The following is a 17,403-nucleotide window of genomic DNA, read 5'->3' as shown; positions in this document are numbered from 1 at the left end:
ATGAGTGACAACCATGATCAAAACCCCCGGGCCGAGCAGACGGTCTGTCCGTACTGTGGCGTCGGCTGTACGATAGAGTACGCGGGCAACGGAAAGGCAACCGGCACGGCGGGGCCAGTGAATACAAAGGGTGAGGTCTGTCCAAAGGGTGCGGCCGCATTCGACGTGGTAGCGCACGAGGATCGACTGACGGAACCGCTCGTCCGTGAGGACGGTCGCTTCGTCACTGCACCCTGGGAAACTGCCCTGAGTCGTGTCGCTGATGAACTCACGAGCATCATCGATCAGCACGGGCCAGATGCCGTCGAGTTCTTCGCCTCGTCGAACTGTACGAACGAGGAGAACTACGTCTTTCAGAAGATCGCGCGGATGCTCGGTACTAACAACGTCGATAACTGCGCCCGCCTCTGTCATTCGTCGACGGTCGCTGCGATGAGCGAGCGCCTGGGCGCCGGTGCGATGACGAACACGCTCGATGACCTCGCCGAAACCGACTGCCTGCTCGTCACCGGGGCGAATCCGGCCGAACAGCACCCCGTCATCTTCCGGTCGTACTTCCTGCCGGCGATCCGCAACGGGGCCACGCTCATCCATATCGACCCGCGCGAGACGGACACGACCGATGCCGCCGACATCCACCTCGATGTCCGTCCCGGGTACGATATCCAACTCCTCAATTCGATGGCGAAAGTCGTTCTCGAAGAGGGACTCGTCGACGAGTCCTTCATCGAGGAGCGAACGACTGGCTATACAGATCTGACAGCACATCTTGAGGACGCCGAGTTCGAATCGGGTGCCGACGCAGCCGGTGTTGCCCCGGAAACCGTCCGGGAAGCCGCCAGAGCGTACGCCGAAGCCGACAGGGCGGCGATTGTCACCGGGATGGGGATGAGCCAGCACACGTCCGGGACTGACAACGTTCACGCGCTGTTGAACCTCGCGTTGCTGACCGGGAACGTCGGTCGGCCGGGCACCGGCGTGAATCCGCTCCGTGGCCAGAACAACGTCCAGGGTGCCGGTGACGTCGGCGCGCTTCCCAACGTACTCCCCGGATACGAGCCAGTCACGGACCCGGATGCCCGACAGCGTGTCGCCGACGTGTGGGGCGTCGAGCCGCCGAGCGAACCCGGCCTGACGGAGACGACTGCGACACACCAGTTCGGAGACGCGGTCAAGGCTGCGGTCGTGTTCGGCGAGAACCCAGCCGTCACGGAACCGAACGCCAGTTCTGTCAGGGCCGGCTTCGACGAGCTCGATTTCTGCGTCGTCATCGACCTCTTCGAGACAGAGACCGTCGAACACGCCGATGTCGTGCTTCCGGGGAGCAGTTGGGCGGAGAAGGCGGGGACCGTGACCAACACGGACCGGCGAGTGATGCGGATGCGACCGAACGCTGACCTGCCCGGGAACGCCCGCCGTGACCTCGATATCCTCACGGACCTCGGCCGGCGGCTGGTCAGCCAGTCGGATGCGTTCGACTACGACGGCCCGGAAGCGGTGTTCGAGGAGCTGACACGGATCAACCCACTGTACGCCGGCATGAGTTACGACGGCATCGGGGATAGCTACCAGCGGTGGCCGTTCCCGGCGGACGCCGATTCCGGCACCGACGTGCTCCATACGGAGACGTTTGCTTCGGGCGAGCAAACCGCTCCGCTGGTCCCAGTCTCGCCGACGCCGCCGGCCGATGCCGTCCCCGAGGACCAACTCGTGCTCACGACGGGACGCGTCATCCAGCACTTCAACAGCGGCGTACTCACTCGCCGGTCGGAGACGCTCATGCGAATGCGCGGAGAAGATGTCCTCGAGATCCACCCGGACGATGCCGCTGACCGTGGTATCGACGACGGCGATACGGTCGTCGTTGAGAACGACCGCGGCAGCGTGACGGTGTCTGCGGCCGTAACGGCGGCCATTCGGCCCGGGGTCGTGTTCTGCACGTTCCACTATCTGGACCCGCTCGCAAACGCCCTGACCGGCGATGCGCTCGATCCCGTCGCCGAAATCCCCGAGTACAAGCATTCGGCAGTGCAAGTGCGAAAGCCAGCGGCTCCCACACAGGAGTAGGCAAGGAATCCGGGCAACTTCCAGAGACGATTGGAAAGAGAGAACGGCACAAGTCTTGGAAACAGTCTGGAGTCCGGCTAAACGAGGAACTGGGCGGAGAAGTGAGTGTAGAGTGATAGAACTATATATCGGACCTGTCCCAGTCTCTCCGTCGCTGAATCTGTACCGGTGCAGCCTACGGATGCCGTAGCGACGAGTACTACGTTTTCACTGCCCCGTCGGAGTAATATTAGTCGTCGAACAATTTGTTGACGCGACTCTGCTGCAGGCCGGCTATGCGTTCGAGAAATCCATCGAGATGAGAATATAACGAAGGACGTAACCACATTTGGGAACGCCATTCCACGTAGGTCATCAGTTACCCTGCGTACTGTGATATATTCCTATTCAGTGTAGTTAGAAATAGGTCTTATCTGCATATTGAGAACTATATCTGTGATATAAGCAAATAGATGCGCATAATAGGATGGTATTGATCCAAATTGTATATTTATAAAGATTGATTTCAGATTATCTTGGCCTTATTGGAATTAGTATGGCTGCAAGTACTATCTGGCTGCTAAAATCAAAACTCAATTTTGCCGAGCCATTTTCGATGTGAATCGGCTGTTCAGTGTCTGTCCCCTCGACAACAACGTGGTAACTACCTGATGCCGCGGCCGTCCGATGCAGTTCACCACGACGTGATGGTCACGTCTCGGAGCGGACGGGCCAGCGGGACCGACACCTGGCCGCCGGTGTAGTGGGAGACGTAGAAGCCGACGATAATCTCCAGCGAGCGAGTCGCCTCCGCACCCGTCGAGGGGTTCTCGATGGTGTTGTCCAGGACAGCCACCGCGTCGGCGGCGGCGTTGGCGAAGGCGTCGCGGTAATCCTCGTCCCACGTCCAGGCACCCTCGATTCCCGGCAGGTCGTCCTCGACGTGGGTACCGTCATCGAGCCGCCAGTACCGCCATTCCCCATCGTCGTTGTTGAGGTATAGTTTCCCCTCGCTGCCGATGAACTGGAGCGTCATCGAGGAGGCTTCTCGGGGAATGGTGCAGTCAATAGTAACGAAACTCCCGTCGTCCATCACCACGAACCCGCCACCACCGGCGTCGTCGACGCGCTCCTTCGCTTCGAGCGAGTCGACGGCCTCGTTCTCCCCGGTCACGTACCCCGAAACCCGCTCTGCACGGGCGTCCAACAAGTACACCAGCGTGTCCAGCAGGTGGGTGGAGTTGCGTAATAGCTCCATCCTGAACTGCGTGGCGACGGCGTGAACGTCACCGAGGAGGCCGTCATTCTGGATGCGGCTCCTGAGCCGCTGGAGTTTCGTCGTGAACCGAAAAGAGTGGTTGACCAGTAGTTCTGTATCCGTCTCGTCGCAGATGACGACCATCTCCTCGGCGTCGCTGACAGACGAGGCGATGGGTTTCTCACACCAGATCAGCCCAGGGTCCGCCGCCGATTCGGCGGCGTCAACGACGTGGTCAGCATGGAGGTACGAAGGCGTACAGACGGAGACGATATCGAGTTCCTCTGTCGCGAGCATCGATTCGTGGCCGACGTACCGCCGGTCGGGTGGTATCTCCCAGGCCTCCCCGAACCGTTCGAGTTTCGTCTCGTCGACATCGGCGACGGCCACCAGTTCGACGCCCTCGGTCGCGCTGTACCCCCCGGCGTGGCTTGCCCTAACCTTCTTCTGCCCGATGTCCTCCTCGTCGTGCATCCCGAGGATACCCATCCCAGCGATGCCGCCAGTCCCGATGATGCCGGCTCTGTACGTCATATCAGTCGTACGTGTGGACGCTTCCGGTGGCGTTATCCTCGATGTACTCCCAGTCGTACTCGACGCCAAGGCCCGGCCCGTCAGGCACTCCGACCGTTCCATCGTCGTCGACGGTGTCGAGCATGTCCGAGTAGCCGCCCTCGTACACCGGTGGCTGGGTGTTCGGGCAGTCGGGGTGGACCAGCGCGAGTTCGTAGTAGTTCGTGTTGCGGGCCGCCGCGATGCAGTGGCGCTGTGCCGGCCCCGGTGCGTGGAACTCCACGTCCAGTCCGAACCCTTCCGCCATCTTCGCCCGTTTCATCGCACCGGTGATCCCACCGTCGTACTCCGGGTCCGCACGCAGGAAGTCGGTCGACTCGTTGGCCGCAAAGTCCGTTGCCGGCTCCAGCCCCCGGACGTGCTCGGTCTGGAGGATAGGGGTGTCGAGGGCCTGGCGGAGTTTGCGGTGTGCGTGCTGTGAGATGCCGCCGTCCCGGTACGGGTCCTCGTACCAGAAAAAGCCCTGCTCGTCGAGTGCGCGGCCGAGTTTCAGCGCGTCGGCGTAGGTCTCCAGTTCGCAGGCCGGGTCGTGCATCAGGTCCATCTCGTCGCCGACCCGCTGGCCGACGGCATGGATGGCTTCGAGTTCCCGGCCGAGGTCGCGGGACCCTTCGCTGCCGCCCCAGCCGTGGATCTTGAAGCCTCCGTACCCCATCGAGCGGCATTCTTCGGCGAAGTCAGCGAAGGCCTCAGGCGTGTCGAGCCCGCCGTTTTCGTCCCCGTGATACGTGGAGGCGTAGGCTGGGAACCGCGTCCGGTAGGTGCCGAGCAGTTCGTGAATGGGGGCGTCGTACTTCTTACCGGCGTAATCCCACAGCGCGATGTCGATGGGGCCGATACCCATCCGGTCGTACTTCCGCAGCGCCCGTTTCACCTCGCTCCAGTGGCGCTCCCGCTTGAGCGGGTTCTTCCCGACGAGGTAGTCGGCGAAGGTGTTGATCTGGGCGGCGCCCGGTGAGTTGCCGCCGACGTACTCTCCAGTGATTCCCTCGTCAGTGTGGATCGTGATGCCGAACAGTTTCCGCTCTGTTACCGAGCCCGGTTCGTACACCAGGTTGAAGCCGTGTTGGTCCGTCCCGACGTCCTCGATCGGGTAAGCGAACTCGACGGACTCGATGCTGGTTATCTCTGGCGCCATACGGGAGTATGGAACGCCACGGGAGATAAACGTGGGGCTTACCCGAGGTTTCATTTCACCGCGGTGAGTAGTCCGGCGCGGGATGGTCAGACACATACAAGACGATGTCCGCGGCGGACTCGGCACTCTGGAGTGACGATGCGCTTCGTCGATACCCACACCCACACCTGGGGACCGAACACCGCGGAACTGCCCTGGCCCGAAACAGTCCTCCCACCGGGCTGGGAGGGGGCCTACACCGCCCACGACCTCGTTGAGGACATGGACGCCGCTGGCGTCGAGGAAGCGGTGATGGTGACGACGCCGATGTACGGCCGCGGCGTCCGGGCAAACGAGTACACGATGCGGTCAATCGAAGCGTACCCGGAGCGCCTGTGGGGGGTCGGCCTGATGGACTTCTACGGCGACCCCGACGAAGTACGGGCAGCACTCCGCCGGGTCGTCGGCCACGACCGGATGCTCGGCGTCCGAATGCACGCCTGTCTCGAATACGAGGAACACTCGACGGAACTGAATCGGACCGCCGACTGGATCCTCGACGACGAACTGGCACCGGTCTGGGCCGAGGCCGCCGAACAGGATACAGCCGTGTTTGTCTTCCCGAAAGCCCAACAGCTCTCGATGATCACGACACTCGCCGAGCGCTACCCGGACGTACAGCTGGTCGTCGATCACATGGCCTACCCGGACGAAACGACGGCCCCTGACGCGGCTCCCTGGACGGATTTCGAGGGGCTGGCCGACCGCGACAACGTTGCGGTCAAGGTCAGCTCACTTCCCCGCTCCAGCGAGAACGGGTGGCCCTACGAGGACCTGTGGGGGTACGTCCGTAACCTCGCGGACTGGTTCGGCACCGACCGTCTGCTGCTCGGGTCCGACCACCCGTGGATGGACGATTGGGCGGGATACGAGGACTGCCTCTCGTGGGTCGAGGCAGTGCCGTTCCTCTCAGCGCGCGATTACTCGTATCTGGCCCATCGGACGTTCGAGCGGATTCACGAGGTGTAATCGTGGCCACTACCGAGCACATCGGGACGGTAGGGCCGAGACAGTGGAGTTCGCCTATTCGGTCCCAGATGGGACATCGCTCCTGACGGGCAGTCCGCTCGTGTGCATCCGGTAGGCGAACATCAGCGTAACCTCATAGGCGTCACGGATTTTGCCCGTCTGATCGGTCTAGTTGACCGTACGTCGAACTCAAGCAAACGAAGGTCCCGACGCTGGTCTCACCGCTCTGAGACGCCTTTTTGAACAGGTCTGTGTGGATATTACGCGAATGAGTACGTGAGGATGAACGTATCGGGTGGATATCTGTTCCGCACAGCTGAACTGACCGACGTCAAGAGAGAACGCAAGACTGCAAAATCGTAACAGGCGTACTTTTGTTATACGGATCGGATATCACGCCAGTGAGATGTGTTACCATGTGTGTTCAGTAGAGCGGAACGTTACTGCGCGTGTAGCGAACGCTGGTCCGGGGGCTCACGAGTATACCAGATTGATTTCAACGACGTTGACGGCCGACTGGAGCATTTCGGGGATCTCCTCGTGGAAAAGATCGCCTTTGATGCGGCTCGTCGGCCCGGAGACGCTGAGCGCCGCCACGGGGTCTCCGTCTTCCGAGGTGACCGGGGCGGCCACGCAGCGTAGGCCCGGGAGACGCTCCTCGCGGTCGTACGCGTGCCCTCGCTCCCGGATGTCGGCGAGTTCCGCTTTCAGCTCTGCCCGATCCGTGATGGTGTTCTCCGTTCGAGCGGGGAGACCGTGCGTGTCGATAATCTCGTCGACACGTCCTTCGGGAAGCATCGCGAGGATCGTCTTCCCGAGCGCGGTGCAGTGAAGGTTCACCCGCTTGCCCGCGTACGTGTCGACCGAGACGGCCTCCGATCCCTCGGCGCGGGTGATGTAGACCCCCTCACCGTGTTCTTCGACAGCTGCGTTGGCCATCTCACCCGTCTTTTCGGCCAGCGACGCGACCTCCGGCCGGGCCTTCTCGTAGATGTCCATCCGGTTTCGCTTGTACTCCCCCAGTTCCAGGAACCGTAGTCCGACGTGGTAGGCGCTGCCTTCGTTCGTGATATACCCCTCGTCTTCCAGCGTTTGTAAGTGGTTGTGGACAGTGCTCTTCGCGATGCCGAGGTCGTTGGCCACCGCCGTCGTCCCCGCCCCGTCCAACCGTTTCAGGGCCTCGACGATCCGTAGCGACGTTCTGGTCGCGGTGATGGTGTTCTCTTCTGGCGCCATGATCGTAACAAGCCCCCTACCCACATAGCTCTGTTCACCAGGGCGGAACAGCCGTCCGGACTGGCGCTACGATAGCCTGGGGATGTCGTCGTAGGACTGTCGGAACACAGCGGATTCAGTCAGCCCTGTCACAGCACCGGCTTGGGTCACCGTCACATCGACTGCCACGCAGACGACGCAATGCCCGTTTCCCGTCCAGTTCTACATGTTCTATTGTCGATAATCTTTATGTACTAACGGGTTAAATCTGTATGGTATGCGAGGTAGTGACAGGCGAAAGTTCCTGAAAGCGACTGGAGCAGCAATTACAACCGTCTCACTTGCGGGGTGTGGCGGAGACGGCGGAGGCGGAGGTGACGGCGGTGATAGTGGAGGCGGCGACGGAGGCAGTGGCGACGGCGAGACTGCCGGGGACGGTAGTGGTGGTGACGGCGGTTCCACTGGGGATGGCAGCGGTGACGGTGGCGGGAACTCCCTCGATAAAATCGGGATGACCGCGTACGTCCGTGGCGGTTCCTGGATCACAGCCTACATCGAAGCGGCCGAGTTCTACGCAGAAGACCAGGGTATCGAACTCGACGTCCGCCCGAACCAACAGAGCGCACAGAAGCAGGTCTCGGACATCCGTGAGTTCGCCAACGGCGACCACGACGCCATCCTCGTCGGCGTCTGGCAGACCGGCGCCGCAGAGGGGGCGATCAACCAGGCCATCCAGGGCGGCACACCGGTGTTCGCGACGAACGCCGACACTTCCAGCTCGGAGATCCCGCTGTACGTCGGGTTCAGTAACTACGACGGCGGCGCGAGCTCGGCCGAGCAGATGCTCAACGCCCTCGAACAGCAATACCCGGACAAAGATACGTGGCGCGTGCTGAACGTCCGCGGCGTCCAGGGGAACCAGTCGGCCAACCAGCGCTCGCAGGGGTTCCTCGACGTGATGGCCGAGCAGGACCGTGTCGAGGTCGTCCAGACGCTCAACGGCGAGTACGCCCGGGACGTGGCGCAGTCCACGACCCAGGAGTGGATTCAGGCCAACGGTCGCGTCGATGGCATCTACTCCGGGAACCTCTCGATGGGACTGGGCGTCGTCGGGGCGCTGCGCAACCTCGATATGCTGGCCTCACGAGGAGAGGAGGGACACATCTGTCTGACCCAGATGGACGGGAGTCCCGAGGTGAACCCGCTAGTCGGCGATGGAACGATTGACGCGGCAGTCGACCAGCCGAACTACTTCTACAACCCCATCGCGATGTACTACATGCGGGAGTACGTCGAAAGCGGGATGGACGACAGCGTCATTCCCGAGGTCGGGTCGGAGGTCACGTCGGACCAACTGAGCATCGAGCCCGGCCAGCACAAGGGCGTCGAGCTGTGGACGGAGCCCATCTGGGAGCCAGGAATCATGCGCGAGCAGAACGGCCACCCGTGGTTCCGGACCAACAGCGTCGTCATCACGCAGGAGAACTACGACCAGCCGTTCCTCTGGGGTAACGTCTGGGGCTAACGCTACCGATGGCAACGGATCAAGGATTCATCGGCCGGACCTTCGGGGACCGGGACGACGTGATGCTGACGCTGTTAGATAACATGATCTGGCCGATACTGGCTATTGTTCTGCTCGGGGTGCTGGTATTCGTGCCCCAGACGTTCAGGTCGGCCCGGTTGATCCTGTGGGGGGCCGTCCCCATCGGGCTGCTCGTCCTGGCGGAGAGCCTCTGTCTCCTGTCGGGGCACTTCGACCTCTCTATCGGCTCCATCGCCGGCTTCTCGGCGATGTTCACCGGAATGATCCTCGGGACCTGCCCGAGTTGCTGGGGGCTGACAACCAGCCCGTGGATCGGCTTCGCAATCATCCTGCTCGTCGGGTCGGTCATCGGCCTCGCCAACGGTGTGATGATCGCGAAGGTCGGGCTGAACCCGTTCCTGCAGACGCTTGCGTTTCTCATTATCTTCGAGGGCGCGAAGACGGCGATGCAGACCCAGCCGGTCACGGGCCTCCCGCTCATGTACACGCGGGTCGGCGGGACGCCCGAGTTCGCCATCGGGCTGATGCTGGTGGCGTTCCTGATCGCCGGCCTCGTGTTGCGGTACACTTCCTTCGGACAGGCCGTCTACGCGCTCGGGAGTTCAGAACACTCCGCCCGCGAAGTCGGCATCGATACCGAGCGGCTCATCATCCTCATCTACACTATCAGCGGCGTGCTATCGGCGATTGCCGGGCTGATGCTGACTGGATTCGTGGGCGTCGTCCCGCCGCTGATCGGCGAGGGACTCGTGTTCCAGGCGTTCGCCGGCGCGGTCATCGGCGGCATCAGTCTCTTCGGCGGTCGCGGGAAGATCACCGGCGCGCTCGGCGGCGTCATTCTCATCCAGGTCGTCCAGTCGGCGCTGAACAACAGTCCGGTCATCGACGCGACGCAGATTCAGATGATAAACGGTATTGTCCTGCTAGTAGCGATCCTGCTGTACAGCACCCAGAGCAAGATCCGCGGTCGCATCCTGGCGAGTGGTGCGGTATGAGCGTCGAAGACGAGAGCGCGACGGAACACCGCCACACCGAGAGTACTGCTGATGATACGGCAGGGACGCCGAAGCTCCGCACGGAGAACATCACCAAGCAGTTCGGTCGTATCGTCGCCGTCGAAGACGTCTCGCTCGAGATACATCCCTCGGAGGTGTTCGCGCTCGTCGGGGACAACGGTGCCGGCAAGTCGACGCTGATGAACATGCTCAGCGGCGTCCACAAACCCACGAAGGGGCAGATATACAAGGACGGCCAGCCGGTAAGCTTCGATAACCCATCTGAGGCACGCAACAACGGCATCGAGACGGTCTATCAGGACCTCGCGCTGATGGACGACCTCGACATCGCGACTAACATCTTCATGGGCCAGTTCCCGCAGACCGGGTTCGGCCCGTTCCGGGTCATCGACTGGGGCGAGACCTACGAGCGGGCCGAACAGATAATGATGGACCAGCTCGGGCGGGACCTTGACATCAAGACAGAGGTCGAGTTCCTCTCTGGCGGCCAACGACAGCTCGTTGCCATCGGCCGGGCACTCGCGTTCGATCCGGACGTCATCATCCTAGATGAACCCACGAGCGCACTGTCAGTCGACGCGACCCGGCTCGTCCAGAACACTATCGATACATTGGCCGACCAGGGCATCACCATCGTCATCGTCAGTCACAACATCGAGTCGGTGCTGCAACACGCCGACCGAATCGGCGTCCTGTTCCAGGGGGCACTCGTCGACATCAAACAGCCCGCTGAAACGGACATAGAGGAGCTGAACGAACTGATGACGACCGGGACGCTGTCGAGCGGTCGCCTCGACGACTAGCGGGACCGATCCTTCGGTCCGCCCCTCGGCTCCGGTGAGCGGAGCGACCCGTGACCGCGTTCAGCCATCGGACCGGGCCTGTTCCCGCAGCCCGCGCATGTAGCCGATGGAGAACAGTCGCCCGTTCGTGTGATAGCCGGGGTTAGAGTTGTCCTCGCCGGCCATCGTCGGGACGTGGTCGGGTCGCATCACAACGTCGTCGTCGACGTGGCGCTCGTAGGCCCGCATCGCGGCGAGCATGTCTGTGGGGCCGTCGTCGTGCCACGTCTCGACGAACCGGTCGGCGTCACCTTCGACGTCGCGAAAGTGAACGAAGTTGATGCGGTCGCCGAAGCGTTCGATCGTCTCGGGAATGTCCGCACCCATCGCGGCGAAGTTGCCCTGACAGAACGTGATGCCGTTGTACTCGCTATCGTAGGCGTCCAGTACGCGGTCGTAGTTCTCGACGCTCGTGGCGATGCGGGGGATGTCCCGCAACGAGGACCGGGGCGGGTCGTCGGGGTGAAGGCCGAGTTTCACACCCGCCTCCTCCGCGACGGGGACGACCTCCTGCAGGAAGTGCTCCAGCCCCTCCCAGAGGTCCTCGTGGGTCGCGTCCGGGAGCGTCTCGGGTCCGCCACGAGTCTTGGTGACATCGAACTCAGTGACGTACGAGCCACCGCGAGCCTCGACGTGGGCCCCGGTCCGAGCCCAGCGGACGCCCGCCATCCAGTCGTAGCAGACTACCGGAACCCCGACTTCCCCGCAGTTCCGGAGGAACTGCTTGAACATCTCGATGTCCTCGTCCCGGCCCGCACGACCGAGACGGATGCGGTCCGAGATCGGAACTGACCCCTCCAGGACGGAGAAGTTCAGTCCGACCTCGGACAGCCAGTTCGAGAGCCCCTGGAGGTCGTCGTAGGTCCACTGTGTGCGACCGTCGCCGATCTCCAGCGGGTGGATGACGGCGTCTTCGACGCCCAGTTGCCGTGCGAGGTGCCAGCGTTCGTCCGGTTCGTGTGGCAACACGAGTGCGGGCGAAACCATACCACCCGAGTCGCGGGGAGACCACTAATACCCACCGCCGCCCCCGTAACGCTGATTTGCTCGCCCCGAGTGGATACGGGTATGGCAGACACCGAGCGTGCCGTCTACGTCCAGCGACTCGACCCCGACCAGCGCGAGGCGTACGTCGCGGCCCACGACGACGTTCCAGAGGGCGTGACCGACGCGATGGAACGGGGCGGCGTCGAGGAGTTCGAACTGTACGTCCGGGACGACGTCGCGGTCTGCATTCTGGAATGTGCGGATCTGGACGCCTACCTCGACGCTGTCGACGGCGACGAGGCCGTCGCCGAGTGGGAGCGCTACACCGGCCAGTTCAAGCAGTCGGGCGTCGATGCAGACGCTGATCCGGAAGCAGGTATCCCGTTTATGCAGCGAGTCTGGCGGTTCGAGCCCGACACAGCGTGAGAGACGGGGTCGCGACGCTGCCGGATCAGTGGCCCCAGAGGTTCCCGTCGGGGTCGTACCGTGCGTCCATGATGCGGTCCCACTGTGCGTCCGAGAGATCGACCTCCGTCGCGGCGACGTTCTCGTCGAGCTGGTCGACCGTGCGGGCGCCGACGATTGGGACGCAGGTAAACTCGTCCCAGTCCATCAGCCAGCGCAGAGCGACCTGCGCGGGCGTCGCGTCGACGTCTGTGGCGATGCTCCGGATCTCGTCGAGCACGTGCCAACCCCGTTCCGAGAGGTAGTACTCGTCGAAGAAGTCGTCGAAGCTCCCCCGGGACCCATCGGGAGCCTCGACGGCTTCCGGGTCGTCCGGGTCGGCGCGCTCGTACTTCCCTGTGAGGAAGCCCCCCGCCAGCGGCGAGTACGGGCAGACCGCGATGTCCTGGTCGGCACACACGTCGAGGTAGTCGCGCACGTCCTCGTAGTAGCCGGCGTGGTGGAGCGGCTGCGTGACGTCGAACCGTTCGAGCCCCTCGACGTCGCTCTTCCAGAGGGCTTTCGTCAACTGCCAGGCGGCCATCGTCGAGGCCCCGAGGTAGTGGACCTTGCCTTCCCGCACGAGGTCGTTCAGCGTCCGCAGTGTCTCCTCGATGTCGCTGTCCTCGTCCCAGCGGTGGATGTAGTAGAGGTCCAGGTAGTCTGTCCCGAGCCGATCCAGCGTGCCCTCGATCTGTGCGCGGATGTGCTTGCGTCCCAGGCCCGAGTCGTTGGGGCCGGGCTCGCCCCAGCCGTCGAAGGGGAAGTACACTTTCGAGGCGATGACGAAGTCCTCGCGGTCGTAGTCCTCGAGCCATTCCCCGATGTACTGCTCGCTGGTGCCGTGTGGGGAGCCGTAGACGTTGGCGGTGTCGATGAAGTTGACACCTCGGTCCCAGGCCGCGTCGAGCAGTTCGTGGGCCTCTTCCCGGCCGGTCTCGACCACGCCGTTCGTTTCCTTGCCGAAGCGCCACGTGCCGAGGCAGAGTTCAGAGACACGAGTCCCTGTGCTGCCGAGCTGTCGGTAGTCCATCACGCCGGCTATTCGGCCGGCTCTGTAAAACTGTTTTCCATCCTGCTAACGGATTTCCCGGACTGCTACCTGAACTCCGGGCCAACTTCGTCGCCGAACAGTTCCATCCCCCGGTGATCGGGGAAGTCCAGAAACAGCAACTGGAGCTTCTCGAACCCGAGGTCGCGAATCCCCTCGATCTGTTCGGCTACCTGTGCGGGCGTCCCGATGAGCATGTCGCCCTTCTCGCGAGCTTCGGCGGCGTTGCTGAGTTCGTCGTCCATATCCGATTCCTCACCCCACGGGAGCGGGAAGATGTCCTCGACGGCCGACTCGACCGCCGCCTCGTCCTCTCGGACGAGGACGTGTGCGAGCCACGACCGCTCGACGTCCTCCGGGTCTCGGCCCTCGTTTTCGAGATACTCGTCGAACTTCCGAGCCTTGAACTCGATGGGGCGCCCGCGAGCCCGGCCGCTGATCTCGACGTTCCACTCGTCGGCGTGTCGGGCGGCGAGGCGGAGCATCTTCGGCCCCGCTCCGCCCACGACGATCGGTGGATGGGGCTGGCTGACCGGCTTCGGCTCGTTCAGCGCACCGTCGATTGTGTAGTGGTCCCCCGCGAAGGTCGGATCTTCCTCGGTGAACATCGACTTGACGACCTGAATCCCCTCTTCGAGCATCTCGATCCGGGTGTTGACCTCGGGGAAGTCGAAGCCGTAGGCACGGTGTTCCTCCTCGTGCCAGCCGGCCCCGAGCCCGAGTCGGAGCCGTCCCGACGAAAGGATATCGACCGTCGTCGCCATCTTCGCCAGTAAGGCGGGGTTCCGGTACGTTATCGATCCGACCAGCGGCCCGAGATCGACGTCATCCGTTCGCTCGGCGAGTGCGCTCAGCAGCGTCCAGACCTCGAACTCCTCGGCTTTCGGACCGAGCATGAAGTGATCGGGCGCCCACAACCCCTCGAGCCCGGTGTCGACGGCCGTGTCTACGCCCCGGAGAACGGTCTCGCGGTCGAGGCTGTCGAGCATCGGTGTATCACGGTGAACGCCAGCGCCCGCGTAGCACTGGACCATCCAGTCGAACTGCATAGATCAACTGGCACCGGAACGAGAATAACTGTTTGGGGTTCACAGCCCGCTGTGTGCGAGCCAGCCGCCGTCGACCGCGAGGTTCGCGCCGGTGATGAACGACGCCTCGTCGCTGGCGAGGAACACAGCGGCGTCGCCAACGTCCTCGGGTTGCCCGAAGCGGGGCAAGAGCGTGTGCTCCTCCGCCTTGGCGACGTCCTCGTCGGTGTTGATGTCCTGCAGCGGCGTCTCGATATACCCGGGATTGATACAGTTGACCCGGACGCCGTCCTCGCCCAGTTCCATCGCGAGGTCACGGGTCATATTGACGACGCCGCCTTTCGCCGCCGCGTACGGCGGTCCACCGCCCCCTTCGAACCCACGCACGGAGCCGATGTTGATGATCTGTCCCTGGCGTTCCACGAGGTGTGGGACGGCGAACTTGGCGCAGTAGAACGCTCCGCTCAGGTCGACGTCGATTGACTGCTGCCACTCCCCGATGGTCGTCGACTGGGAGTCCCCGACGATCTGGATGCCGGCGTTGTTGACGAGGACGTCGATACCGCCGTACGTCTCGACTGTCGCTTCGACCATCGCGGCGACGCTGTCGGGGTTGCCGACGTCGGTCTCGACGTACGTGGCTTCGCCGAGCGTCTCCTCGGTGATGGCGACATCTGTCGGGGTAGTCACGTCGCTGTCGTACCGGGCTCCCTGTTTCGGCTCCCGCTGGACGTCCGCGACGACGACGTTTGCACCCTCCGTACCGAACCGCCGTGCGATGCCACGCCCGATGCCGCTCGCCGCGCCGGTGACGACGACTGTCCGGTCCACGTGTCGCTCTCCAGGCATAGCTAGAGATTCACAGCCAGTGACTTAACGGTATCCGAGGTGTGTCTCCGGAGCCATCTCTGCAGGACCTCATTGATATTCACCCATCTCCGGCCGACTCGTCGAGTATCCCCGTCGTTAGCCAGCACCCTTCCTCAGACGATGTTGGCTGCCGTTCGACACGCCAACGGTATGTTGTCGTCGACCCGTTGCTGTGGGCTCGGAGCGGTTGGACTGCGACGCTGCCGTTTCGCTGTAACGGCCTGCGGGTCACCGACTCCGCCTCGAGGAGCGGCCGATACCGGGTTCGGAACGTCTCGACGTACGTCTCGACAGAGCCGTAGCTCCGTCGGGAATCGGGTGCGAGGAACCGCCACGTCGTTTCGATTCCGCGATTGGACCCGTTGTCCGTGAGGACAGCACCGACCTGGAGGCGAACCACCTGCGCTGGCGGCCGGTCACACGTCGGCTGTGCGTCTCGATACGCGGCCGCCGACAGCTCGGGGTTGAACTCGCTCCACTGGCCCGGCCACGCCCCGGCGAGTGCGCGGCCGTTCGGCGGTGGTGTCGGTGTCTCAGACGCGTTCACGCTTGCTGGCGTCTCAGTTGCGGGTACGGGTGCCGGCGTCACAGTCTGCGTCCGCAGTGGCTCGCTGGGCCCGAACACGGCCTGACACCCGCCGAGACCCAGAGAAAGGGCGACGACAGCGAGCGCGACCCAGATACGGTCCCGGACCATACAAATGACATGGTAGCACACGTCTTTGCTTTTGTCCCAGGGTGCTCCCGTCTGGGCGGGCTACGGCATTGAATAAGGTCTGGACCGAGACGACAATCCCGGTCGTGAGTTGTTCGAACCGCGATGCGGTGTTCGTGACATGCTCTGTACGAGGCCAATATTGGGAGGCGAATCAGGAATACGAACGAATGCCTTCGAGACAGGCACCGATGGGATGGTATCCAGGCTCCACAGCGACTCCCGACCGTGTCGGAACTGGATCGTTTGTCTCCGTTACTTTGGTGTACCAGTTTCTCGATTCCTGATTAATGAGATGGTCGTCGGCGTACTGCCAGAATTCATTATACCACCGTTGATACTCTGTTTTTCCAGTTAGATCGTAGAGGACTGCTGCGGCACCGATTCCTTCTGCGACTTCCCAGGAATACTTGTCTTTGACTAGCGGCTCCTTATTTAAATCAAAAGAATAGTAGAAGCCGCCGGCGGCGTCATCCCAGCCGTAGGAGACGGCTGCCCCGAACAGTTCCTCTGCTCTGGGAACGAGCCACTCCTCAGTAGTGTGTCTGGCAAGGACCGACAACAATTTCGCCCACTCGATCTGGTGACCTGGTTGGTATCCCCACGGGCGGAACGTGTGTCTCGGATTGTCCCGATTATAGCCGAAATCGTGCTCCCAGTCACTGGTGTAGTGTTCCCAGATGAGTCCGTCCGTTTCCTCCGCTAACTCCAGTGTGAGTGACTCAGCAATCGTCACCGCCCGCTCCAGATACCGCTGTTCACCAGTTGCCTCGTACGCAGCGATCATCGCCTCACACATGTGCATATTAGCGTTCTGACCGCGATACTCGGCGGCCTCCGTCCACTCCGGATCATACTCGCTCTTACAGAGTCCATACTCCGGCTCCCAGAAGCGGTCGATCAGAAACTGATACAGTTGCTTAAGCTCGTCCGCAACGTCAGAAATACCGGCCTCAACAGCACGGGAAAGTGCCAGAAATGCGAACGCATGGCCATAGCAGATTCGTTTTGAGTCGCGCGGGTTTCTCCCCTCAAGGAGCCAGTGATACCCACCACGAGCGCTATCGCGCTGATACGTTTGTAGGAACCGGAGCCCATGTTCGGCCGCGGACCGACACCAGTCTGGTCCGTTCAGGGTTGCTGCAACGCAATGATTGACGATAAATCTCGACGTGGCAACCAAATGTTTTGAGGAGCGGTCGTATACCTCGCCCGTCTCCTCATCAAACTGCGCAATGTACCCACCTGCGTCTTCATCGATACACTGTGGATAGTAGAAGTTCAGGATATTATTAATCTCCTCTTGTAACCACTGGACTGACTGGTACTTTAAATCATGGCCCATATACCGCCCCACTGTTCCATATACCAATAATGTTCTGCTAAATCTGATAGTGGATTGGTTGCCGATAGACATGCTCGTGTCAGCCGTTAGTCGTCTCCACGGTGTCATGCCGGGTGACGTCTAGCCCCTGAGGAGTATTGAACCGCTAATTGATGGGAATGAATGCCTAGCTTATGAGAAGTCGACACATATTGTCGATTAGGAGATAATGAAAGAGAGTATAGAAGTAGTAAGTGACATATCATCTACTTGATTCGGCCGAAGTAGTATTAGACTGCACTGATTTGCATTCAAATACACTATACTTGACCATTCTATGCC

General features: G+C 62.1%; 15 protein-coding genes. 6 read left to right on the top strand and 9 right to left on the bottom strand.

Features of this window, described 5'->3' with window-relative positions; all coding sequences use genetic code 11:
• On the top strand, positions 1-2,067 hold the full coding sequence (fdhF, locus tag ACOZ4H_RS17550) for a formate dehydrogenase subunit alpha (protein WP_424330559.1): 2,067 nt from the start codon (positions 1-3) through the stop codon (positions 2,065-2,067).
• A gap of 673 nt (positions 2,068-2,740) precedes the next feature.
• Here the strand turns inward: fdhF and ACOZ4H_RS17545 are convergent.
• A complete protein-coding gene (locus ACOZ4H_RS17545) occupies positions 2,741-3,838 on the bottom strand; it encodes a Gfo/Idh/MocA family protein (protein ID WP_424330558.1) in 1,098 nt (365 codons plus the stop codon).
• 1 nt (position 3,839) lies between these two features.
• The gene (locus ACOZ4H_RS17540; RefSeq protein ID WP_424330557.1) at positions 3,840-5,015 is read right to left on the bottom strand and encodes a mandelate racemase family protein; all 1,176 of its coding nucleotides are present in this window, start codon (positions 5,013-5,015) and stop codon (positions 3,840-3,842) included.
• Positions 5,016-5,153: 138 nt separating this feature from the next.
• On the opposite strand from ACOZ4H_RS17540, the gene ACOZ4H_RS17535 reads away from it, so the two are divergent.
• Positions 5,154-6,023 carry an amidohydrolase family protein gene (locus ACOZ4H_RS17535; protein ID WP_424330556.1) on the top strand — a complete coding sequence of 290 codons (870 nt, stop codon included), beginning with the start codon at positions 5,154-5,156 and terminating at the stop codon, positions 6,021-6,023.
• A gap of 474 nt (positions 6,024-6,497) precedes the next feature.
• Here the strand turns inward: ACOZ4H_RS17535 and ACOZ4H_RS17530 are convergent, their stop codons facing one another.
• A complete protein-coding gene (locus tag ACOZ4H_RS17530) occupies positions 6,498-7,259 on the bottom strand; it encodes an IclR family transcriptional regulator (RefSeq protein WP_424330555.1) in 762 nt (253 codons plus the stop codon).
• A 256-nt stretch (positions 7,260-7,515) separates the two neighbouring features.
• Here ACOZ4H_RS17530 and ACOZ4H_RS17525 point away from each other — a divergent pair, with 256 nt between their 5' ends.
• The 3 genes from ACOZ4H_RS17525 to ACOZ4H_RS17515 are packed head-to-tail and all read left to right on the top strand — an operon-like array spanning position 7,516 to position 10,603.
• Entirely contained in the window at positions 7,516-8,763 is a 1,248-nt protein-coding gene (locus ACOZ4H_RS17525; protein WP_424330554.1) for a sugar ABC transporter substrate-binding protein, read from the top strand.
• 8 nt (positions 8,764-8,771) lie between these two features.
• Positions 8,772-9,779: an ABC transporter permease gene (locus ACOZ4H_RS17520; protein ID WP_424330553.1), complete on the top strand. Its 1,008-nt coding sequence runs from the start codon at positions 8,772-8,774 to the stop codon at positions 9,777-9,779.
• On the top strand, positions 9,776-10,603 hold the full coding sequence (locus ACOZ4H_RS17515; RefSeq protein WP_424330552.1) for an ATP-binding cassette domain-containing protein: 828 nt from the start codon (positions 9,776-9,778) through the stop codon (positions 10,601-10,603). The genes ACOZ4H_RS17520 and ACOZ4H_RS17515 overlap by 4 nt, the downstream gene beginning before the upstream one ends.
• Before the next feature lie 60 nt (positions 10,604-10,663).
• Here ACOZ4H_RS17515 and ACOZ4H_RS17510 read toward each other — a convergent pair whose 3' ends face one another.
• Positions 10,664-11,629 carry a mannonate dehydratase gene (locus tag ACOZ4H_RS17510; RefSeq protein WP_424330551.1) on the bottom strand — a complete coding sequence of 322 codons (966 nt, stop codon included), beginning with the start codon at positions 11,627-11,629 and terminating at the stop codon, positions 10,664-10,666.
• 81 nt (positions 11,630-11,710) lie between these two features.
• On the opposite strand from ACOZ4H_RS17510, the gene ACOZ4H_RS17505 reads away from it, so the two are divergent.
• Entirely contained in the window at positions 11,711-12,055 is a 345-nt protein-coding gene (locus ACOZ4H_RS17505) for an L-rhamnose mutarotase (RefSeq protein WP_424330550.1), read from the top strand.
• Between the two features lie 25 nt (positions 12,056-12,080).
• On the opposite strand, the gene ACOZ4H_RS17500 is transcribed toward ACOZ4H_RS17505, so the two are convergent.
• The 5 genes from ACOZ4H_RS17500 to ACOZ4H_RS17480 all read right to left on the bottom strand — a co-directional run bounded on the left by ACOZ4H_RS17500 (position 12,081) and on the right by ACOZ4H_RS17480 (position 17,082).
• Positions 12,081-13,106 (bottom strand): aldo/keto reductase, encoded by a 1,026-nt coding sequence (locus ACOZ4H_RS17500; RefSeq protein WP_424330549.1) that lies wholly within the window; start codon positions 13,104-13,106, stop codon positions 12,081-12,083.
• A gap of 65 nt (positions 13,107-13,171) precedes the next feature.
• Positions 13,172-14,173: an LLM class flavin-dependent oxidoreductase gene (locus ACOZ4H_RS17495; protein ID WP_424330548.1), complete on the bottom strand. Its 1,002-nt coding sequence runs from the start codon at positions 14,171-14,173 to the stop codon at positions 13,172-13,174.
• Positions 14,174-14,212: 39 nt separating this feature from the next.
• A complete protein-coding gene (locus ACOZ4H_RS17490; protein WP_424330547.1) occupies positions 14,213-15,001 on the bottom strand; it encodes an SDR family NAD(P)-dependent oxidoreductase in 789 nt (262 codons plus the stop codon).
• 79 nt (positions 15,002-15,080) lie between these two features.
• Positions 15,081-15,719, bottom strand: coding sequence for a hypothetical protein (locus ACOZ4H_RS17485; protein ID WP_424330546.1), 639 nt, complete (start codon positions 15,717-15,719; stop codon positions 15,081-15,083).
• Between the two features lie 172 nt (positions 15,720-15,891).
• On the bottom strand, positions 15,892-17,082 hold the full coding sequence (locus tag ACOZ4H_RS17480) for an AGE family epimerase/isomerase (RefSeq protein WP_424330545.1): 1,191 nt from the start codon (positions 17,080-17,082) through the stop codon (positions 15,892-15,894).
• Between the last annotated feature and the right edge of the window lie 321 nt (positions 17,083-17,403).

It is taken from the genome of Haloarcula amylolytica, assembly GCF_049705545.1.
Taxonomy (GTDB): Archaea; Halobacteriota; Halobacteria; order Halobacteriales; family Haloarculaceae; genus Haloarcula; species Haloarcula amylolytica_B.
Note: the sequence above shows the minus strand (reverse complement) of the source record. Positions and strands in the feature narration are given on the sequence as shown.

Excerpts from the sequence above, each read along its gene's own strand:
- fdhF (WP_424330559.1), top strand. The coding sequence starts at position 1 with ATGAGTGACAACCATGATCAAAACCCCCGGGCCGAGCAGACGGTCTGT.
- ACOZ4H_RS17545 (WP_424330558.1), bottom strand. The coding sequence starts at position 3,838 with ATGACGTACAGAGCCGGCATCATCGGGACTGGCGGCATCGCTGGGATG.
- ACOZ4H_RS17540 (WP_424330557.1), bottom strand. The coding sequence starts at position 5,015 with ATGGCGCCAGAGATAACCAGCATCGAGTCCGTCGAGTTCGCTTACCCG.
- ACOZ4H_RS17535 (WP_424330556.1), top strand. The coding sequence starts at position 5,154 with ATGCGCTTCGTCGATACCCACACCCACACCTGGGGACCGAACACCGCG.
- ACOZ4H_RS17530 (WP_424330555.1), bottom strand. The coding sequence starts at position 7,259 with ATGGCGCCAGAAGAGAACACCATCACCGCGACCAGAACGTCGCTACGG.
- ACOZ4H_RS17525 (WP_424330554.1), top strand. The coding sequence starts at position 7,516 with ATGCGAGGTAGTGACAGGCGAAAGTTCCTGAAAGCGACTGGAGCAGCA.
- ACOZ4H_RS17520 (WP_424330553.1), top strand. The coding sequence starts at position 8,772 with ATGGCAACGGATCAAGGATTCATCGGCCGGACCTTCGGGGACCGGGAC.
- ACOZ4H_RS17515 (WP_424330552.1), top strand. The coding sequence starts at position 9,776 with ATGAGCGTCGAAGACGAGAGCGCGACGGAACACCGCCACACCGAGAGT.
- ACOZ4H_RS17510 (WP_424330551.1), bottom strand. The coding sequence starts at position 11,629 with ATGGTTTCGCCCGCACTCGTGTTGCCACACGAACCGGACGAACGCTGG.
- ACOZ4H_RS17505 (WP_424330550.1), top strand. The coding sequence starts at position 11,711 with ATGGCAGACACCGAGCGTGCCGTCTACGTCCAGCGACTCGACCCCGAC.
- ACOZ4H_RS17500 (WP_424330549.1), bottom strand. The coding sequence starts at position 13,106 with ATGGACTACCGACAGCTCGGCAGCACAGGGACTCGTGTCTCTGAACTC.
- ACOZ4H_RS17495 (WP_424330548.1), bottom strand. The coding sequence starts at position 14,173 with ATGCAGTTCGACTGGATGGTCCAGTGCTACGCGGGCGCTGGCGTTCAC.
- ACOZ4H_RS17490 (WP_424330547.1), bottom strand. The coding sequence starts at position 15,001 with ATGCCTGGAGAGCGACACGTGGACCGGACAGTCGTCGTCACCGGCGCG.
- ACOZ4H_RS17485 (WP_424330546.1), bottom strand. The coding sequence starts at position 15,719 with ATGGTCCGGGACCGTATCTGGGTCGCGCTCGCTGTCGTCGCCCTTTCT.
- ACOZ4H_RS17480 (WP_424330545.1), bottom strand. The coding sequence starts at position 17,082 with ATGGGCCATGATTTAAAGTACCAGTCAGTCCAGTGGTTACAAGAGGAG.